Source organism: Mesorhizobium sp. M0296 (genome assembly GCF_040321675.1).
Taxonomy (GTDB): Bacteria; Pseudomonadota; Alphaproteobacteria; order Rhizobiales; family Rhizobiaceae; genus Mesorhizobium.
In genome coordinates, this window is sequence record NZ_JAMYRZ010000010.1 from 115461 (window position 1) to 131196 (window position 15736).

The following is a 15736-nucleotide window of genomic DNA, read 5'->3' on the forward strand; positions in this document are numbered from 1 at the left end:
TTTACTGCGCATGCACTCACTTGTTTGGCCTCCTAGCCACTTGGTGTTGCCTAAGCTTTTCGCCTGTTTCTTGTTGTTGGTCGCTGAGCTAGGCCCGCCGCCCTGATCTCAGCAACAGTGATAGGTAGGTCGTTGAGGTAGTATTCGCTCGCCCAGGCGATCCGTTCGCCGCGTTCGCCTGCCCACTGCCGCCGCCATGTCGTCACGCGCAAGCGGCCTATAGGCGTATCGACGCCTGCGGTCGCGTCCACGCCAGTGTCGACGCCAACGATGGCGCGCTTCCTGGCCCATAGGTCTCGTGCCGCATCCTGCACCTCAGCCATATAATCGCGCCGGTCGAGCGAGGTTACGCGCGTCGGCTCGCCATCGCGCAAGCGTTTAATCGCGTCGATGATCCTGAACGCCTGTTCGGTCGGAACCTCGTCGCCAAGTGCGGCGTTGATGGCGCGCAAGGCGTCTGTGATGGCGTCCTCTCGGGCAAGGCGGGCTGTGTGGGTCATTGGTCGCCCTTCGGGAACAGCATCGCTTGAAGCTCTCCGCGCACTCGGGCGTGCTGAGGCTTCTCAAGCTCAATGGCGATGTGATCCCATTGCATAGGATGAGGCAGCATATGCTCAGCGATCGCGTCTAGCACGGCAACCTGGTCGTCGCTGTTCATCGCCGCGAAAACGCGACCGAACGTGTCTGGATCGGCTTCAATGAAAAGCGGGGCGTTTGCTCTGATATCAACCTTAATGCCGGTCATTTTGTCCTCTTTTGCAGCCAGTAGCGGGCGGAAAACTTGGTGTCCTCGTCCATATCGCTTGTGTCCCGGATCCACTCCAGGTAGCTCGGGTCATCTTGCGCGCACTGCTCGAATGTCATGGTGACGCCGTTGCGCCTGTACTTGCCGAACTTCATGACTTTGAGCAGCGCGGGATACTCACTGATCTTAGCCATTTCCTCTGGCGTCTTGTGGTCGAGCAAGCGGATGAACAGGTGCGCCGTCACATAGCTGTCAGGCAATGCACGGTGCGGCGGATCGGCGAGCTTCCGATCGCATGGAAGCTCCAGCCAATAGCGCAAGCCTTGGTTCGAATGCGTCGGCGCGTCAGGCCATACGATGCGAGCAACCTTGTATGTGTCGATCCAGCGAATGCCCCATGGCGGCGTGAAGTGTTTTTCGAAGTCAGCCTTGTGAGCGACAAGCCAGTTCGGATTACCGGCAAGTAGCCGGTCCCACAAATCGCGGGCGGGCGGCGCGTTGGCAACGTCTTCCTCGTTTATGTGATGGATGGCCTTGGTCTGCGGCGTGATCGGTCCGCGCGGGCGGCACAGTGACGTGAACGCGCTTTTAGACAGAAGCATGCGCGAGATCAGATTGACGTCATAGCTGCCCATTTCGATCACTTCGGGATCGGCGTCCTCGGGCGTTCCCGTGGTTTCGAAATCGATAACCCTTGCGATGCTATGCGACATGTTTCCATGCCTTCCCGCTGCGGATTTGGCGGATAGCCGCGCCGCTGACGCCGAAGATCGACGCGACCTTTTCTGACGATAGGTGCGAGTAATTCGCCTTTATGTCGGCAACGTCCGCCTCCGTCAGCTTGGCTTGATACGATCTCGATCCGATGCCTCGCTTGCCGTTCTCTATGGCGTCGACCAAGTTGTTTGATCGCGTTCCCCACCTGAGGTTTTCGAGGCGGTTGTTCGCCGGATCGTCGTCGCCGTGCAATCCCTCCATGCCGGGCGGGCAGGGGCCTTTGAAAGCGGTCAGCACGAGAACATGAACGTGCCGGCTGTTGCCTTTCCCGATGGCGACTGTGAGGTGTCCGCTTGGCGTTCTGCCTGGGCGTAGGACGCGACCTTTGAGCTTGCGCGAGACGGTGACGATTGAGTTGGAATAGTAGTCCTCGCGGCTATAAGTTTCGATCCTGTCGAGGCTGCGAACGCGCCCGAAATTCGAAACCTCGTATGCGCCTTCGTGGCTGACGACAGGCATCCAGATTTCGGCGAGGGCGCTCATTGCCCGATGGTCTCCAGCGCGGCGGCGGCGCATTCGGCTGGCGACTTGCCGTCAACGAAAGCTGTCAGCATCGCGAGGCGCGCGGTGCGTGTGGCGTTCTGCATCTCATAGTTCTTCCACGTCTTTTTTGTCGTGGAGACGTTCGCCTTAATCTTGGCCTCGACGGTCGACCACTCGGCGCGCATCGCGGCCTCAAGCTCGGGCTTGCCGGCGATCATCTTGCGGGCCTTCTCGGCGATCTTGTTGGGCTTCACAGTGTCACCTCATCCTTGATCCGCTCGGCTTCAATCCTGCCGGCGTCGGTGACAACGTAGCCGCTTCCGGCCATCGAAAAATCGGCTGGGTTTGAGAGCATCGAGAGCGTCACCATTCCCTTGCGCGCGAGCGCCCGAACGACGCGGCGGACGTTGGCCGGCTCGATCACCTCCGCATGGCGGATCGCCTTCATGTAGATCCCGTATTCGGGCGGAACGTCCTCGGACATATAGACCAGGACGCGCTTTTCGCGGTCGGACAGTTTCATGTTGCGGCCTCGCATAAGTGTTGCGTCTTTCACAACGCATCGCACAAACCGATTAGCCGCGCAAGCAGGTTTGTAAGAATATTTTTAAGGCCACGTTACAGGAGGTTATATAGTGCTGTGAACGCTCTTCCGGATAACGTCCCAAAACGTTGAACAATCCAAAAAATCCTCCGTTAAAAACCTCTTCGTCTGTAAATATCCAATGAAATCAATATAATAAGTAGTGACAAGATAGTTTTTAAGAAGGCAGTAAACTTTTTAATCGTGGTGGGTTGGTCGGTTTATAAAATTGAGGCTGATATATAAACGGCATATTCACCGTAATTAAAAAAGTTTGGTGCTCCTTAGAAACCTCCTTCCAAACCTCAGGCGTGATCTGCGGTCTTCGCGGCAACCATTGGTGCGTAATTCTCAACGTCTAATGCATGCTGAGATTGCGACTGGACCAATGACGCCGAAACAAGAGCAATTCGTGAGGGAATATCTGATCGATCTGAACGCAACTCAGGCGGCGATTAGGGCTGGGTATAGCGCGAAGACGGCCGGCGCTGTCGGCGCTGAAAACCTCACGAAACCTGAAATAAAAGCCGCACTCGACGCGGCCAAGCTCCAGCGCTCCGACAAGCTCGACATCACGGCTGAACGCGTCCTCAAAGAAATCTCGCGCATGGCCTTCTATGATCCGCTCGACCTGATCGAAGTCATCCGCGATGCGCTGCCCGATGAGATCGCTGATGATGTCGAGCTATCGGACGACGGCAAGGTGATCACCGGCCTGCGCAACGCTCGCGATCTCAAGTATCTGCCGGAAGACGTTCGTCGCGCCGTGGTCGGCTGGGGCTATGACCGCAACGGCAATTTCACGCTCAAGCTCGCCGACAAGAGTAAGGCGCTCGACCAGCTGGCGCGCCACCTCTCGCTCTATAACGACAAGCTCGAAGTGACCGGGCTGGACGCGCTCGCGGACCGGCTGGCGCGGGCGTCTAAACGCGATGTCTGAGAGGATCGCCTGTTGCGTGCCGTTCTGCCGTCGCACCATAGCGGCGGCAAAGCTCGCACCTCATAAGGATTGGGTTTGCTCCGTCCATTGGGCCGGCGTCTCGCGCAAGCTAAAGGCGGAATACAACCTCGCCAAGCGCCGCGCTCGCCGCATACTGAGGTTCAAGCCGATCTATGCCGAATACTGGAAGCTTCCGGGCGGATCGCCTGGGCGACTGTCGGCGGTCGCAATGTGGCGTCGGCTTGATGTCACCTGGGCGAAGTGCAAAGCCGACGCGATTGAGCGAGCGGCCGGCATATGACCAAGTTCACTGATCCGATGTTCCCGATCCTCGGCGACCCTATCGTCAAGGCTATTCCGTGGGACGCTATCAGGCCGCATGAAGTCCAGGCGCTCAAGAACCATTACCAAGCATTGAACCGGCTCGCCCAGCGCGGCGGGCTCAGTGTGGTCGAGGCTGTCCTTGTGATGCTCGGCAAGCCGCTGCACTTCAATAAGATCACTCCTGGGCAGATGGCGCACTATCGCGTCATCCTCATGCAAGAGTTGATGCGCTTTGAGCGTGAGCGGGTCGAATGACCGCCGCCCGCCGCCGCGCCGATCCGAATGACGCGATAATCGAACTCGCTGCCTCTTGCCGGTTCGATCCTCGCCGCTGGTCGCGCGTCGGCTGGGATTGGGGACACGGCTCACTCGAAAAACACGCTGGCCCGCGCGAGTGGCAAGACGACATCAACGAGATCATCCGCGACCATCTGAGCGATCCCGAGACGCGCTTTCAGCCGTTGCAGATATCGGTCGCGTCCGGTCACGGCATCGGCAAGTCAGCCGAAATGGGCATGCTCTCGAATTGGGCAATGTCCTGTTGGGATGACGCGAGGATCGTCACCACGGCGAACACAGAAGGCCAGTTACGCACCAAGACAGCGCCGGAAATCGGCAAGTGGTTCCGCATGTCGCTCACGGCTCACTGGTTTGATGTGCAAGCCATGTCGATCAAGAGCCGTGATCCGCTGCATGGCGATAGCTGGCGGCAAGACTTCATCCCCTGGAGCGAGCACAACACCGAAGCGTTCGCCGGCCTGCACAACGAAAGCAAGATCATTCTCTTGCTGTTCGATGAAGCGTCGAAAATCCATGACAAGGTTTGGGAAGTCGCCGAGGGCGCGCTCACCGACGAAAACACTGTCATCATCTGGATCGTGTTCGGCAACCCGACGCGCAATAGCGGGCGCTTTCGCGAGTGCTTCCGCCGCTTCCGTCATCGCTGGGTCAATCGGCAAATCGACAGCCGCACGGTTCCCGGCACCAACAAGACTTATCTGCAACGCCTAGTGGACGATCACGGCGAGGATAGCGATCTCGTCAAGGTTCGTGTGCGCGGCCAATTCCCGAGCCAGTCAGCCATGCAGTTCATCAGCGAGACCGACGCCGACAAGGCGCGCAACGTGCATCTGCGCAAGGAGCAATACAGCTTTGCGCCCGTCATCATTGGCGTCGATCCGGCTTGGACCGGCGACGACAAGCTAGAGATCATGCTGAGGCAAGGGCTCTATTCCAAGAGCCTCGCCAGCATCGCCCGCAACGACAATGACGTTGAGGTGGCGAACCTGATCGCCCGCCTGGAGGATGAGCACCAGGCCGATGCGGTGTTTGTCGACGCGGGATATGGCACGGGCATCGTCAGCGCCGGGCAGACCATGGGTCGGACGTGGCAACTGATTTGGTTCTCGGGCAAGCCGGTCGATCCCGGCTATCTCAATCAGCGGGCCTACATGTGGGGAATGGGCAAGCTTTGGCTCAAGGCGGGCGGTGCAATCGATCCGCATGACGAGGAATTTTATCAAGATATCGTTGGGCCGGAAACGGTCGCGCGCCTGGATGGCAAGATCCAGCTTGAGAGTAAGGAGGACATGAAGGAGCGCGGCCTGCCGTCGCCGAACAAGGGCGATGCCTGGGCGCTGACGTTTGCCCAGCCCGTGGCGAAGAAGCTGAGGCCAGCGATCGGCAGCGGCGGCGCGCGGCCTCATCAAGCTGAGGTCGATTACAACCCGCTCGGCTGAGTTGGTCGCGGCAACCATCCCGCGCGTAGTGGTCGATCCATGGAACAAACGACCGACGCGTACAGGATCGCCGTAGCTCAGAACGTCGCCACGAACGGCCGGCTGTTCTGCATCCTGCTTGCTGCCGCCAATTACGCGGCTGGACACCCTCTCGCCGTTGCGCTCGCCGCGCTTCCTGTCGGCCTCGCATGGGTCGCCGACGTTGCGCCGCGCCCATACAGGTCAAACCTCGCTGTGGCGTCGGTCGCGTCCTCGTTCGGCCTCGCAATCGCAACCCTCGTCAACTGCTGGTGATCCGCAATGTGCATTTTTCCGAAGCAAGACACTCCCGACGCGCCGCAGCTGCCGCCTGAGACTGCCGCCATGCGCGAGCCCGACGCTGGCGCGGTGCGGTCGAATACCGGCCGGCGCACGCTGGACAAGATCAGAGCCGGCACGGGCACGGTCTTGACCTCTGGATCGGGCGTCACGGCGGCGGCTCCTACCGATAAGAAAACACTGCTCGGTCAGTGATCCATGAAATTCCGGCTGCTCGATAAGGACGGCAAAGAGAAGGTTCATGAGGGCGTCATGGCGCGCCTCAAGCCGTCTCTGTCCGTGACCTGGGGAGACCGGGCATTTGTCCGCATGTCCGTTGACGATGATGTCGCGATCTTTCGTGAGGTCGACAATTTCAGGATCGGACGATGACCGACAACGCACCGCGCAACGAAACTCAGGTCGCATATCATCGCCGCCGCGCCGAAGAACTGAAAACGGTTCGCAATCCGTGGGAAACGGTCTGGCGTCCGCTCGCCGAATATATCGAGCCGACGCGTCTTCGCCTGTCCAACGCCAATGAAGGCGCGATGTCGCGCGCCAGCATCCTTGACAGCGCCGGCACAACGGCACTGCGAACGCTTGCCTCTGGCATGCATTCCGGCATCACGTCGCCGGCTCGCCCGTGGTTTCGGCTGGCTACGTCCGATCCCGATCTCAAGGACTTTGCGCCGGTCAAGGCTTACCTGTCCGAAGTCGAGACGCGCATGCGCGAGGTGTTCGCCGGCTCGAATATCTATAACGCCTTCCACATAGGCTACGGCGATCTCGGGCAGTTCGGGCAGTCGGTCGGGCTCTTGGTCGAGGACGAAAAGTCGACCATCCGCATGCAGCAATTGTTGCATGGCCGGTTCTGGATCGCCCGCGACGAAAAAGGCCGCGCAACCACGCTCTATCGCACGTTCCGCTGGTCTGTGCAGCGCATTGTCAGCCGCTTCGGCTATGACAAGGTTAGCTCGCGCATCCGCACTCTGTTCGATCAAAGCAAGTACGATGAGCGCTTTGATATCTGGCACGCCGTTGAGCCGCGGCTAAACCGCAACCCGTCCCTGATCGACAAGAAGAACAAGCCGTTCCTGTCGAACTATTGGGAGGATTGCGGGACGTATGGCAGCGGCGCGGGCGGCGAAATGCTGGAGGAAAGCGGGTTCGATGACAACCCGATCATCGCGCCGCCCTGGGAGCTTGCCGGCGATGATCACTATGGCTTGTCGCCTGGGCAGATTGCCCTTGGCGACGTGAAGGGCTTGCAGCTTGAAACCAAGCGCAAATGGGAAGCGATCGACAAGAAAGTGCGCCCGCCAATGACCGGGCCAACGTCAATGAAGAACAATCCGGCTTCGCTTCTGCCTGGGTCGGTCACGTACGTCGATGATCCGACCGGCAAGGGCTATCGGGCGGCGATGGAAGTGAACATCGATCTGGCCCACCTCACGGCCGACATTCGCGAGCTTCGCGACCACATCAAGGAAATTTTCTACGCCGATCTGTTCTTGATGCTCGCCAACATGGAAGGCATACAACCGCGCAATCAATTCGAGATCGCGGAGCGCAAAGAGGAAAAGCTGCTCGCGCTCGGGCCGGTTCTGGAGAACATTTACGGCGGTCAGCTTGAGCCGGTGATCGACCGCACCTATGCGACCATGATCCGGCGAAACATGCTGCCGCCGCCGCCGCCTGACCTGCACGGGGAAAATCTCGAGATCGAATACATTTCGATCCTCGCCCAGGCACAGAAGGCCGTCGCCACGGGCAGCATCGAACGCGGCTTTGCCTTCGCTGGGCAGCTTGCGTCGGTCAAGCCCGAAGTTCTCGACAAGCTCGACGCCGACGAAGCGATTGACGTGTATTTCGATTACCTGGGCGTACCGCCGTCGATCGTCATCCCTGACGATGAAGTCGCCAAAATCAGGCAGTCGCGGGCTAAGCAACAGCAAGCGGTCAAGAACGCCGAAATGATGGCGGCTGTTGCGCCCGCCGCAAAGCAAGGCGCGGATGCCGCTGCCGTGCTGGCCGGCGCACAAAACAACCCAGGCGGCGCGGAACTGCTCAATCGGCTGGGGATCGGCTGATGTCCGACGATTTGAGCGAACAACTATCTCCGCAGGAACAATCCGAGCGTGACGAACTGGCGAAGGCGTTTCGCGATGTCGTCGCCACGGCGTCGGGCAAGCGCGTCCTGTTCTGGTTCATGGAACAGACCTCGCTCTATCCCGATCCGTTCGCGGGCGAGAACACGAACGCCACGAACTATTCGCTCGGGCTCCAGGCGGCAAGCCGCAAGCTGATCTCAAAGCTCGATGAGATCGATCCGCGCCTTTATCCGCGCCTGCTGCTCGATGTCGCCGATTTGAAAGCAATGGACCGCGCGGCGCTCGCCGCCAAACAGGAGACGGAAGATGAGGAATAGGATCGCGGCGCTGATGACTGGATCGTCGCCCTTCGCCATGGCGACTTTCAACGCGGATGGTAGCGGCGGTGGCGGTGCGCCTGCCGATCCGCCCGTTGCTCCGCCGCCGCCTGAGAGCGTGCTGTTCCCGGCCGAAAAGCCAGCCGATCCTCCTGCCGGTGAAAAGCCGGTTGACGGCGAGAAGCCGGCCGACTGGAAAGAGTACGTCGATGATCCGACCAAGTCGGCAGACGAGAACGCCGCCGCCAAGGTCGAGCACGACAAGACCAAGCCGGCCGAAAAGACCGACGCGGAAAAGGCGCTCGATGTCGTTCCCGAGGACGGCAAGTATGCGCTGACGATGCCGGAAGGCGTCCAGGTCGATCAAGAATTGCTCGACGCCCTGGGGCCGAAATTCGCGGCCAAGAAGATGACGACGCGCGAGGCCCAAGAACTCACCGACGAGTACGTCAAAATCGAAACCGCGCGCTCGCAAAAGCGGCTCGAAGATTGGGGCAAAACAATCTCCGGCTGGGTCGATACCGCCAAGAAAGACGGCGAGATCGGCGGCGACAAATGGGACGGCACAGTCCAGGCCGGGCAGCGCGCCGTCAACACGCTCGGATCGCCGGGCCTCAAAGATTATCTCAACGCGAGTGGTGGCGGCAACCATCCCGAGCTTATCCGTTTCATGGCAAAGGTCGGCGCGATGATTTCCGAAGACAGTCCGCCAACGGATGGGGCGGGAGGCAAAGGAAAGCCAGCGGAAGCCGCACACGTCTTGTTTCCGAACGACGCACCGAAAGGCTGAATGAACTATGGCAACCATCGGCAACACCTACCCGCAGCTGATCGACATGCACAAGGCGTCTGCCGAAGGCACCGTCATCGAACTGCTCAAGCAGAACAACCCGATCCTCGACGACGCGATTGCAACGCCCTGCAACATGGATGCGCTGCACCGTCATTCGATCCGCACCGGTTATCCGACCGTCTCTTGGGGTCGGCTGTACAAGGGTGTGAAGGCTTCCAAGGCCACCATGCAGCAGGTCGATGACACGACTGGTTTCCTCCAGGCGCGTTCCGAAATCGACGTTAACCTGCTCAAGCTCGCGCCCGATCCGGCCAAGGCCCGCCTTGTGGACAGCGCGCCGTACCTGGAAGTCATGAACCAGGAAATGGCGACCGGCATGTTCTATCACAACACCGACGCCACGCCCGAAAAGTTCAAGGGCTTGTCGCCGCGCTTCGCGCTCTACAACACCAATATTCCCGATCCGACCAAGCCGAACATCGCCAATCAGGTCATCCACGGCGGCGGCGTCGGCTCGGACAATACCTCGATTTGGTTCATTACCTGGGCCGATCACGCCACCTCTCTGCTTTACCCGAAGCTGAGCAAGGCTGGCGTCCAGATCATGGACAAGGGCGAGGAAAAGGTTTTCGACGCCAACAACGATCCGTACTACGCCAAGGTGACGCTGTTCCAGTGGGATATCGGCGCTTTCGTGAAGGACTATCGTTACAACGTCCGGATCGCGAACATCGACGTTTCCGACATGCTCGCCGGCACGGTCGATCTGTGGGCTCTGCTCCGCAAGGCTTACTATCGCATGTTCCAGGTCTACGGCATCGGCGCTCTTGGCGGCAAATCGGCCTGCTACATGAACCGTCAGGTTCTCGAAATCCTGGACGCGCAGTCCACGGATCGCGCGCTGATCGCCGCAAACCCGAACTATACCGCGCTGGGGCAGGCCCAGGTCGAGGGCAAGCTTGTCAGGACGTATCGCGAAATACCGATCCGTATGACCGACGCGCTTCTGAACACCGAAACGGCGGTCGGCTCCGTCGCCATCTAACGGATCACGCTTGGGCCTGTCGCCATCTGGCGGCGGGCAAATGAACTTTCAACGAAAGGCAAGGCAATGATTTTCGACCAGCAGACTTTGCTTTCCGACGCCCAGGCGATCACGGCGACGGCGGCAAGCACCAATCTAATCGATCTCGGCCCGATCAACGCCGGGTTCGCCCGCGATATCGGCAAGGGTAAGCCGATCCCACTGCGTATCCAGGTGGTCGAGGCGTTCAACAACCTCACCTCGCTTACCGTCGCTCTCCAGACCGACGACAATTCGGGTTTTGCATCGCCGAAAACCATCTGGTCTCAGGTGGTCGTGCTGGCCGATCTCATCCTCGGCAAGGTGGTCGTGCCCGAGTTCATCACGCGCGGCACGGATGAGCGCTACATGCGTCTCAACTACACCGTGACAGGCACCGCGCCGACGCTTGGCAAGGTCACGGCCGGCGTCGTCATGGGGGGTCAGTCCAATGGCTAAAGTGATCGCACAGATGCGCGGTTACTTCGGCGGCATTGTCCGCGAAGTCGGCGAGGCTTTCGGGATCGATGACGAGATCATGGACGATCCGAAGCGCCGCCCGCGCTGGGTCAAGGAAGCCGGCGCATCGGATGAAGTGGCCGAGGTCGAAGAGACCAACGCCAATGCCGACGCCGACGCCGACGCCGACGACAAGCCGAAGACAGGCAAGGGCAAGGCCGGCCGCAAGTCCAAGGCCGAAACGATCCAAGCTCCGGAAGCCAAGCCGTTCGCCGACGCCCCGACTCCGATCCGGGCCAAGAGCGAGATCAACGACGCTCTCGGCACTACGCAGCCGGATTGGCTTGCGCCCGGCGCTCCCGTCGCTGTGACCGATTAAACGGAAGGGCGCTTGTCGCCCTTCTTCTCTCTCCAGGCGGGTGATCCGTGGCCGAGGTCTTCAACGATCAGAGGGTTCTTGGTGTCCGCCTCCAGGCTGACGGAACGACCATGTTCAACGGCCTTCCCGTCATCGGCGTTGTCGACGCCGGACTTGCCCTGATCGTCAGCAATCAGCGAACGCTTGGCGTCAACGTCCTGGGCGCGGATGTCGCGATCAGCAACGATCAGCCGGTTCGCGGCGCGGTACTGATCGGCGATGGCCGCAAGCTTTACGGCAATCAACTTGTCATTCCGGTCAAGGCGATTAGCGGGGTTTTGGCATGACCATGATCTACGATTTTGCGCTCGCTCTCTTTTGGTCCGTCCTGGCCGTCACGCTCGGGATCGCGGCTGCACTCATCACTATGCCGGGGAGCTTCTGACCGTGAAACTGACAAGCCTCAAGCGCAAGTATAGCGAGCTTAGCAAGCCAGTCGGCGCTGAGACGGATGAATACTATCCGTCCCTCTATCTCGATGAAAAGCAGATGGATGGCCTTGAAGTCGACAACGCGCGCGTCGGCACGGAAATGCAGATGACGGCGACTGTCCGCGTCTCAAGCCTCAGCGAGAGCAAGAACGGCTCGCGGTCGATGTCATTCGAGATCACCGAAGCCGGATTTGAGCCGAAGGAAAAGAAGCCTGACGCGGCCTCCGTCCTGTTCCCGAACGGATAAGTCGCATGGCCTCCGTAGTCTCGATCTGCAACATCGGCCTGTCTAACCTCGGCAAGGACAATATCAGCGCCTTGACTGATGCCGGCGCTGAGGCGCGCGCGTGCAACCAGTTCTATGATCACGTCCTAGATACGCTGCTCCAGGTCTATCCGTGGAGCTTCGCGGGCAAGACGGCATCGCTCGCGCAAGTCACCAATGACAAGGCCGGAACGTGGCTGTACGCCTATCGCCGCCCGACTGACTGCCTCAAGGTCCGCTATGTGAGGCCGCAGTATTCCGAAGCCGATCCGGCTGACTACAGCGCAGCCAAGGCCGACGCCTTCGGCTTTGCGCATGAGATCGAAGGCCAGACGATCTATTGCGATCTGTCGCCGGCCTTCCTGCGCTACACCTGTCGGCTCACCGATCCAACCAAGTATTCCCCGATGTTCATTGAGGCGCTGTCCTGGCACTTAGCCGTGCGCTTCGCCATGCCTCTGACGCGCGATCCGAAGATCCGTGCCGACGCCTATCAGCTTGCCCAGGCTACCCAGGCACAGGCGGCGGCGTCGGACGCGAATGAGGTTCGCGAGACTTCCGACCACGACAGCGAATTTGTCACCGGGCGGGCTTGATGGCTGATCTGCGCGCTTATCAGCCCTCGTTCACTGCCGGTGTTCTGTCGCCGGCACTGTGGGCGCGCGTCGATCTGGCGAAGTACGCGACCGGGCTCAAGACAGCGCTCAACCTGTTCATTCATCCGCACGGCGGCGCGTCAAACCGGGCAGGGACGGAGTTCATTCGCGAGGTAAAGGACAGCGCCGACAACGGCAACCTCATCCCTTTCCAGTTCAATACTGAGCAGTCCTATATCCTGGAGTTCGGCGATCTCTATTTCCGCGTCTTCCGCGATGGCGCGTTGATCCTTTCCGGTGGCGTCCCTTACGAGGTGGTGACGCCCTACGTGCACGCGGACCTTGACGACTTGGTTTTCGTCCAGGAGGCCGATGTCATGTACATCACGCATCCAAACTATGCGGTGCGGAAGATCGGCCGGCTTGCGGATGACAACTGGACGCTGGAATTGGTTGACTTTGCGCCGGCCACGGTCGCGCCGACAGGGCTGACGGGAGCAGCGACATACTCTCTGCCAAAGGGCGATGGCGATAACCTTGCGTTTAAGGTCACGGCGGTCAACTTGGCCGGCGAAGAAAGCGCCGCATCAGTAGCAGCTAGCTCAAGTTTTTTTCGGTACGGCGAGCCAGCCGGGCGCTACCTCAAGATGATCTGGAGCCCAGTCGTAGGCGCAAATATTTATCGCGTCTACAAGACGGGCGGCAACGGGGACCAAGGCTTCATCGGCGAAGCAATCGCGCCTGAATTTGAGACGACATCAAACAATGGCGATCCGACAGACCTAGCGCCTGCCGTGGCCGATCCCGGCGCTCCAGCCACTCCGGCCGGCCTCGTTGTGACAAATGAGTTTGGCAAGAACCTAGTCTATGTGGTTGCGGCAGTAGACGAGGATACCGGCGAGGAAAGCCTGCCGTCGAATGAGCTAACGCTTAAGAATGATATGTCATTCCAGGGCAACAGAAACAGGCTGTCATGGGATGCGGTTGCCGGCGCTTCCGCCTATATCGTCTATAGGAACGACAACGGCGTCTTTGGGTACATCGGCCGATCTGAGGCCACGACTTTTACCGATGAGAATATTACCGCCGATATTTCCGACACGCCCCAGACCGCAAGAAACCCGTTTGTAGGGGCTGGCAACTATCCGCGATGCGCCACGTTCATAGAGCAGCGCCTCGGGCTGTTTTCGACAAAGAACGAGCCTCAGGCTGCTTGGCTATCTCAATCAGCGAATTATGAAAACTTCGGCGTGTCGTCGCCAGCAAAGGCGAGCGATGCGGTAACGTTCCGCATTCGTGCGCGGCAAGTGAATGAGATCAGGGCTGCGCTGCCGATCCGCGGCATGATGCTTCTCACCTCGGGCGCTGAGTGGGTTGTGTCTGGCGGAGCCAATTCCGACGCGATCACGCCATCGGCTATCAAGATCGAAAATCAAGGCTTCCGGGGATCGGCCAAGGTTCAGCCGGTCGTTGTCGGTAACACGGTCCTATTCCCTCAGGAACGCGGCTGCGTCATTCGCGATTTCAGCTATGAGTTCGCGCAAGACAGCTTCACCGGCAAGGATTTGACGATCCTCGCGCGGCATCTTTTCGAGAACAAGAACATCAAATCATGGGCGTTCGCCCAGGCTCCCTATTCGATGGTGTGGGTGGTGATGGATGACGGCTCGCTTGTCACGCTCACCTATCTGAAAGAGCATGACATTTGGGCATGGACGCACCACGAAAGCGGCCCGAATGACGATGCTGTTTTTGAGAACGTGGCGGTGGTCGCTGAGGGCAACGAAGACGTTCCGTATTTCATCGTCAAGCGCACCGTCGACGGCTCGTCCAAGCGGTATATCGAACGGCTTCACTCGCGCGCCTTCACCTCTGTCGAGGATGCATTCTTTGTCGACTGCGGCCTTACCTATGAGGGCGCGGCGGCGACGGTGATCAGCGGGCTTGACCATCTTGTCGGACAATCTGTCGTGGCACTTGCGAACGGCAACGTGGTCCGCAATCTGACGGTCTCGCTCGGCGGATCGGTGACGTTGCCGAACGCGGCAACAAAGGCTCATATCGGCCTGCCGATGACTGCGGCACTGCAAACGCTCGATCTCGATCTTGGGCAAGTGAAGGGGCTCGGCACGGTTCAAGGTCGCATGAAGTCATTTTCTGAGGTGACGCTGAGGGTCCAGGACACGCGCGGCATCTTCCTGGGTCCGAAAGACGGCGGGCGCGACGATGTGAACACGCTGGTGGAGTACAAACAGCGCTCAACTGAGGCATGGAACGAAGCGATCCAGATGTACACCGGCGATATCAGGATCACGCCGCATTGGGATTGGTCCGATGGTGCGAACATGTGGGTCAAGCAATTCGATCCTCTGCCGATGACAATTCTTGCGCTGATGCCAGATGTCACGCTCGGCCGTTGATATCCAGGTAGTCCCGGCCCGCGCCGCGCACATCAGGACTATCGCCCGGCGCATGCGTCAGGCGGATCGTGATGAGGTGTTTGCGGCGTCTGAGCGCTCGCCGGCCGGCGCGTTGGTCTTCTCTCTGCGCAAGTCGTCGCACGCCTGGACGGCCATGATCGACGGCGTTCCTGAGGTGATGTTCGGAATTGGCGACATCAACGTTCTTGCCGGTATCGGCGCGCCGTGGCTGCTCGGGACCGATGCGGTTGAGCGGCACTATGTGGCGTTCCTTCGCCGCTCGGTCGGGTTTCGGGACCAACTGTTGAAGCGCTATCCGACCATGAGAAATTTTGTCGACGTTCGCAACCGGGCGTCGATCCGCTGGCTGCGCTGGCTGGGCTTCACGCTCTCCGATCCGGTCACGCTCCGGGGGCATGAGTTCCGGCTGTTCGAACTGAGGTCTGCCTAATGTGCGATCTGTCAATTGCCTTGATGATCGGCTCGACGATGCTCGGCGCGGCTGGCACGGTGCAGCAAGCCCAGGCGACGGCTGCGGCGGACAAATACAACGCCCAGGTCCAGGACATGAATGCCACGCTCTCTGAGCGCCGGGCGAGGGATGCAATCGAGCGCGGGCAGAAAGAGGAACAGCGCAAGCGCCAGCAAGTCGCCGGCATCAAGGGTCAGCAGCAAGCCGCGATGGCCGCGAATGGCGTCGATCTCACCTTTGGCTCGCCACTCGATACCCTCGTTGATACCGCCGTTATGGGCGAGCTCGACGCCCTGACGATCCGCACCAATGCCAATCGCGAGGCGTACGATTACCGCGTCGATGCGGTCAACAAGCGGGCCGGCGCGAACATGAGCCGGATGAGCGCCGCGTCGGCAAGCACGGGCGGATATCTCGATGCCTTGGGAACCGTCCTCGGCGGGGCTGGCAAGGCTTACGGGCAATACAAGACTTCGCAAATCGGCAATATCGGGTGAGGT

Annotated in this window: 25 protein-coding genes; 19 read left to right on the top strand and 6 right to left on the bottom strand. The window is 59.9% G+C overall.

Annotated elements, in window-relative coordinates; genetic code table 11:
* Window positions 1-50: 50 nt before the first annotated feature.
* From NKI97_RS12565 to NKI97_RS12590, 6 genes are read right to left on the bottom strand one after another with little or no spacing between them, the layout of a single operon-like run.
* On the bottom strand, window positions 51-500 hold the full coding sequence (locus NKI97_RS12565; RefSeq protein WP_352834347.1) for a hypothetical protein: 450 nt from the start codon (window positions 498-500) through the stop codon (window positions 51-53).
* On the bottom strand, window positions 497-745 hold the full coding sequence (locus tag NKI97_RS12570; RefSeq protein ID WP_352834349.1) for a hypothetical protein: 249 nt from the start codon (window positions 743-745) through the stop codon (window positions 497-499). The genes NKI97_RS12565 and NKI97_RS12570 overlap by 4 nt, the downstream gene beginning before the upstream one ends.
* On the bottom strand, window positions 742-1458 hold the full coding sequence (locus NKI97_RS12575) for an exonuclease domain-containing protein (protein ID WP_352834352.1): 717 nt from the start codon (window positions 1456-1458) through the stop codon (window positions 742-744). The genes NKI97_RS12570 and NKI97_RS12575 overlap by 4 nt, the downstream gene beginning before the upstream one ends.
* Window positions 1448-2005, bottom strand: a complete 558-nt coding sequence (locus NKI97_RS12580) for an NUMOD4 motif-containing HNH endonuclease (RefSeq protein WP_352834354.1) — start codon at window positions 2003-2005, stop codon at window positions 1448-1450. The genes NKI97_RS12575 and NKI97_RS12580 overlap by 11 nt, the downstream gene beginning before the upstream one ends.
* Entirely contained in the window at window positions 2002-2259 is a 258-nt protein-coding gene (locus tag NKI97_RS12585; protein ID WP_352834357.1) for a hypothetical protein, read from the bottom strand. The genes NKI97_RS12580 and NKI97_RS12585 overlap by 4 nt, the downstream gene beginning before the upstream one ends.
* Window positions 2256-2528 carry a hypothetical protein gene (locus NKI97_RS12590; RefSeq protein WP_352834359.1) on the bottom strand — a complete coding sequence of 91 codons (273 nt, stop codon included), beginning with the start codon at window positions 2526-2528 and terminating at the stop codon, window positions 2256-2258. The genes NKI97_RS12585 and NKI97_RS12590 overlap by 4 nt, the downstream gene beginning before the upstream one ends.
* Window positions 2529-2976: 448 nt before the next feature.
* Between NKI97_RS12590 and NKI97_RS12595 the strand changes: the two genes are divergently transcribed.
* The 19 genes from NKI97_RS12595 to NKI97_RS12685 all read left to right on the top strand — a co-directional run bounded on the left by NKI97_RS12595 (window position 2977) and on the right by NKI97_RS12685 (window position 15733).
* Window positions 2977-3528 carry a terminase small subunit gene (locus NKI97_RS12595; RefSeq protein WP_352834362.1) on the top strand — a complete coding sequence of 184 codons (552 nt, stop codon included), beginning with the start codon at window positions 2977-2979 and terminating at the stop codon, window positions 3526-3528.
* Window positions 3521-3829 carry a hypothetical protein gene (locus tag NKI97_RS12600; protein WP_352834365.1) on the top strand — a complete coding sequence of 103 codons (309 nt, stop codon included), beginning with the start codon at window positions 3521-3523 and terminating at the stop codon, window positions 3827-3829. The genes NKI97_RS12595 and NKI97_RS12600 overlap by 8 nt, the downstream gene beginning before the upstream one ends.
* A complete protein-coding gene (locus NKI97_RS12605; RefSeq protein ID WP_352834367.1) occupies window positions 3826-4107 on the top strand; it encodes a hypothetical protein in 282 nt (93 codons plus the stop codon). Before NKI97_RS12600 ends, NKI97_RS12605 begins: the two co-directional genes overlap by 4 nt.
* The gene (locus NKI97_RS12610; RefSeq protein WP_352834370.1) at window positions 4104-5591 is read left to right on the top strand and encodes a terminase; all 1488 of its coding nucleotides are present in this window, start codon (window positions 4104-4106) and stop codon (window positions 5589-5591) included. Before NKI97_RS12605 ends, NKI97_RS12610 begins: the two co-directional genes overlap by 4 nt.
* Before the next feature lie 39 nt (window positions 5592-5630).
* Window positions 5631-5885: a hypothetical protein gene (locus tag NKI97_RS12615; RefSeq protein WP_352834372.1), complete on the top strand. Its 255-nt coding sequence runs from the start codon at window positions 5631-5633 to the stop codon at window positions 5883-5885.
* Between the two features lie 6 nt (window positions 5886-5891).
* Window positions 5892-6104, top strand: a complete 213-nt coding sequence (locus tag NKI97_RS12620) for a hypothetical protein (protein WP_352834375.1) — start codon at window positions 5892-5894, stop codon at window positions 6102-6104.
* 3 nt (window positions 6105-6107) lie between these two features.
* Window positions 6108-6281 (top strand): hypothetical protein, encoded by a 174-nt coding sequence (locus NKI97_RS12625; RefSeq protein WP_352834378.1) that lies wholly within the window; start codon window positions 6108-6110, stop codon window positions 6279-6281.
* Window positions 6278-7981, top strand: a complete 1704-nt coding sequence (locus tag NKI97_RS12630; RefSeq protein WP_352834380.1) for a portal protein — start codon at window positions 6278-6280, stop codon at window positions 7979-7981. Before NKI97_RS12625 ends, NKI97_RS12630 begins: the two co-directional genes overlap by 4 nt.
* Entirely contained in the window at window positions 7981-8319 is a 339-nt protein-coding gene (locus NKI97_RS12635; protein ID WP_352834383.1) for a hypothetical protein, read from the top strand. The genes NKI97_RS12630 and NKI97_RS12635 overlap by 1 nt, the downstream gene beginning before the upstream one ends.
* Window positions 8309-9109 (top strand): hypothetical protein, encoded by an 801-nt coding sequence (locus tag NKI97_RS12640; RefSeq protein ID WP_352834385.1) that lies wholly within the window; start codon window positions 8309-8311, stop codon window positions 9107-9109. Before NKI97_RS12635 ends, NKI97_RS12640 begins: the two co-directional genes overlap by 11 nt.
* A 7-nt stretch (window positions 9110-9116) precedes the next feature.
* Window positions 9117-10157, top strand: coding sequence for a major capsid protein (locus tag NKI97_RS12645; RefSeq protein WP_352834388.1), 1041 nt, complete (start codon window positions 9117-9119; stop codon window positions 10155-10157).
* Between the two features lie 66 nt (window positions 10158-10223).
* Window positions 10224-10634, top strand: a complete 411-nt coding sequence (locus NKI97_RS12650) for a Bbp16 family capsid cement protein (RefSeq protein WP_352834391.1) — start codon at window positions 10224-10226, stop codon at window positions 10632-10634.
* On the top strand, window positions 10627-11013 hold the full coding sequence (locus tag NKI97_RS12655) for a hypothetical protein (RefSeq protein ID WP_352834394.1): 387 nt from the start codon (window positions 10627-10629) through the stop codon (window positions 11011-11013). Before NKI97_RS12650 ends, NKI97_RS12655 begins: the two co-directional genes overlap by 8 nt.
* 47 nt (window positions 11014-11060) lie before the next feature.
* Window positions 11061-11339 carry a hypothetical protein gene (locus tag NKI97_RS12660; protein ID WP_352834397.1) on the top strand — a complete coding sequence of 93 codons (279 nt, stop codon included), beginning with the start codon at window positions 11061-11063 and terminating at the stop codon, window positions 11337-11339.
* A gap of 100 nt (window positions 11340-11439) precedes the next feature.
* Window positions 11440-11730, top strand: coding sequence for a capsid staple protein (gene gp10, locus NKI97_RS12665; RefSeq protein ID WP_352834400.1), 291 nt, complete (start codon window positions 11440-11442; stop codon window positions 11728-11730).
* A gap of 5 nt (window positions 11731-11735) precedes the next feature.
* Window positions 11736-12344, top strand: coding sequence for a phage connector family protein (locus tag NKI97_RS12670; protein ID WP_352834403.1), 609 nt, complete (start codon window positions 11736-11738; stop codon window positions 12342-12344).
* Complete coding sequence (locus NKI97_RS12675; RefSeq protein ID WP_352834406.1) at window positions 12344-14764, top strand: phage nozzle protein; 2421 nt, start codon at window positions 12344-12346, stop codon at window positions 14762-14764. The genes NKI97_RS12670 and NKI97_RS12675 overlap by 1 nt, the downstream gene beginning before the upstream one ends.
* Window positions 14745-15215, top strand: coding sequence for a phage protein Gp13 family protein (locus NKI97_RS12680; protein ID WP_352834409.1), 471 nt, complete (start codon window positions 14745-14747; stop codon window positions 15213-15215). The genes NKI97_RS12675 and NKI97_RS12680 overlap by 20 nt, the downstream gene beginning before the upstream one ends.
* Entirely contained in the window at window positions 15215-15733 is a 519-nt protein-coding gene (locus tag NKI97_RS12685) for a virion core protein, T7 gp14 family (RefSeq protein ID WP_502907100.1), read from the top strand. Before NKI97_RS12680 ends, NKI97_RS12685 begins: the two co-directional genes overlap by 1 nt.
* Window positions 15734-15736: the final 3 nt, after the last annotated feature.

What these genes read in the sequence shown, in the direction of transcription:
- NKI97_RS12580 (WP_352834354.1), bottom strand. Translation starts at nt 2,005, where the DNA reads ATGAGCGCCCTCGCCGAAATCTGGATGCCTGTCGTCAGCCACGAAGGC.
- NKI97_RS12605 (WP_352834367.1), top strand. Translation starts at nt 3,826, where the DNA reads ATGACCAAGTTCACTGATCCGATGTTCCCGATCCTCGGCGACCCTATC.
- NKI97_RS12565 (WP_352834347.1), bottom strand. Translation starts at nt 500, where the DNA reads ATGACCCACACAGCCCGCCTTGCCCGAGAGGACGCCATCACAGACGCC.
- NKI97_RS12670 (WP_352834403.1), top strand. Translation starts at nt 11,736, where the DNA reads ATGGCCTCCGTAGTCTCGATCTGCAACATCGGCCTGTCTAACCTCGGC.
- NKI97_RS12615 (WP_352834372.1), top strand. Translation starts at nt 5,631, where the DNA reads ATGGAACAAACGACCGACGCGTACAGGATCGCCGTAGCTCAGAACGTC.
- NKI97_RS12655 (WP_352834394.1), top strand. Translation starts at nt 10,627, where the DNA reads ATGGCTAAAGTGATCGCACAGATGCGCGGTTACTTCGGCGGCATTGTC.
- NKI97_RS12625 (WP_352834378.1), top strand. Translation starts at nt 6,108, where the DNA reads ATGAAATTCCGGCTGCTCGATAAGGACGGCAAAGAGAAGGTTCATGAG.
- NKI97_RS12610 (WP_352834370.1), top strand. Translation starts at nt 4,104, where the DNA reads ATGACCGCCGCCCGCCGCCGCGCCGATCCGAATGACGCGATAATCGAA.
- NKI97_RS12595 (WP_352834362.1), top strand. Translation starts at nt 2,977, where the DNA reads ATGACGCCGAAACAAGAGCAATTCGTGAGGGAATATCTGATCGATCTG.
- NKI97_RS12600 (WP_352834365.1), top strand. Translation starts at nt 3,521, where the DNA reads ATGTCTGAGAGGATCGCCTGTTGCGTGCCGTTCTGCCGTCGCACCATA.
- NKI97_RS12685 (WP_502907100.1), top strand. Translation starts at nt 15,215, where the DNA reads ATGTGCGATCTGTCAATTGCCTTGATGATCGGCTCGACGATGCTCGGC.
- NKI97_RS12645 (WP_352834388.1), top strand. Translation starts at nt 9,117, where the DNA reads ATGGCAACCATCGGCAACACCTACCCGCAGCTGATCGACATGCACAAG.
- NKI97_RS12575 (WP_352834352.1), bottom strand. Translation starts at nt 1,458, where the DNA reads ATGTCGCATAGCATCGCAAGGGTTATCGATTTCGAAACCACGGGAACG.
- NKI97_RS12620 (WP_352834375.1), top strand. Translation starts at nt 5,892, where the DNA reads ATGTGCATTTTTCCGAAGCAAGACACTCCCGACGCGCCGCAGCTGCCG.
- NKI97_RS12675 (WP_352834406.1), top strand. Translation starts at nt 12,344, where the DNA reads ATGGCTGATCTGCGCGCTTATCAGCCCTCGTTCACTGCCGGTGTTCTG.
- NKI97_RS12635 (WP_352834383.1), top strand. Translation starts at nt 7,981, where the DNA reads ATGTCCGACGATTTGAGCGAACAACTATCTCCGCAGGAACAATCCGAG.
- NKI97_RS12630 (WP_352834380.1), top strand. Translation starts at nt 6,278, where the DNA reads ATGACCGACAACGCACCGCGCAACGAAACTCAGGTCGCATATCATCGC.
- NKI97_RS12650 (WP_352834391.1), top strand. Translation starts at nt 10,224, where the DNA reads ATGATTTTCGACCAGCAGACTTTGCTTTCCGACGCCCAGGCGATCACG.
- NKI97_RS12590 (WP_352834359.1), bottom strand. Translation starts at nt 2,528, where the DNA reads ATGAAACTGTCCGACCGCGAAAAGCGCGTCCTGGTCTATATGTCCGAG.
- NKI97_RS12640 (WP_352834385.1), top strand. Translation starts at nt 8,309, where the DNA reads ATGAGGAATAGGATCGCGGCGCTGATGACTGGATCGTCGCCCTTCGCC.
- NKI97_RS12570 (WP_352834349.1), bottom strand. Translation starts at nt 745, where the DNA reads ATGACCGGCATTAAGGTTGATATCAGAGCAAACGCCCCGCTTTTCATT.
- NKI97_RS12680 (WP_352834409.1), top strand. Translation starts at nt 14,745, where the DNA reads ATGTCACGCTCGGCCGTTGATATCCAGGTAGTCCCGGCCCGCGCCGCG.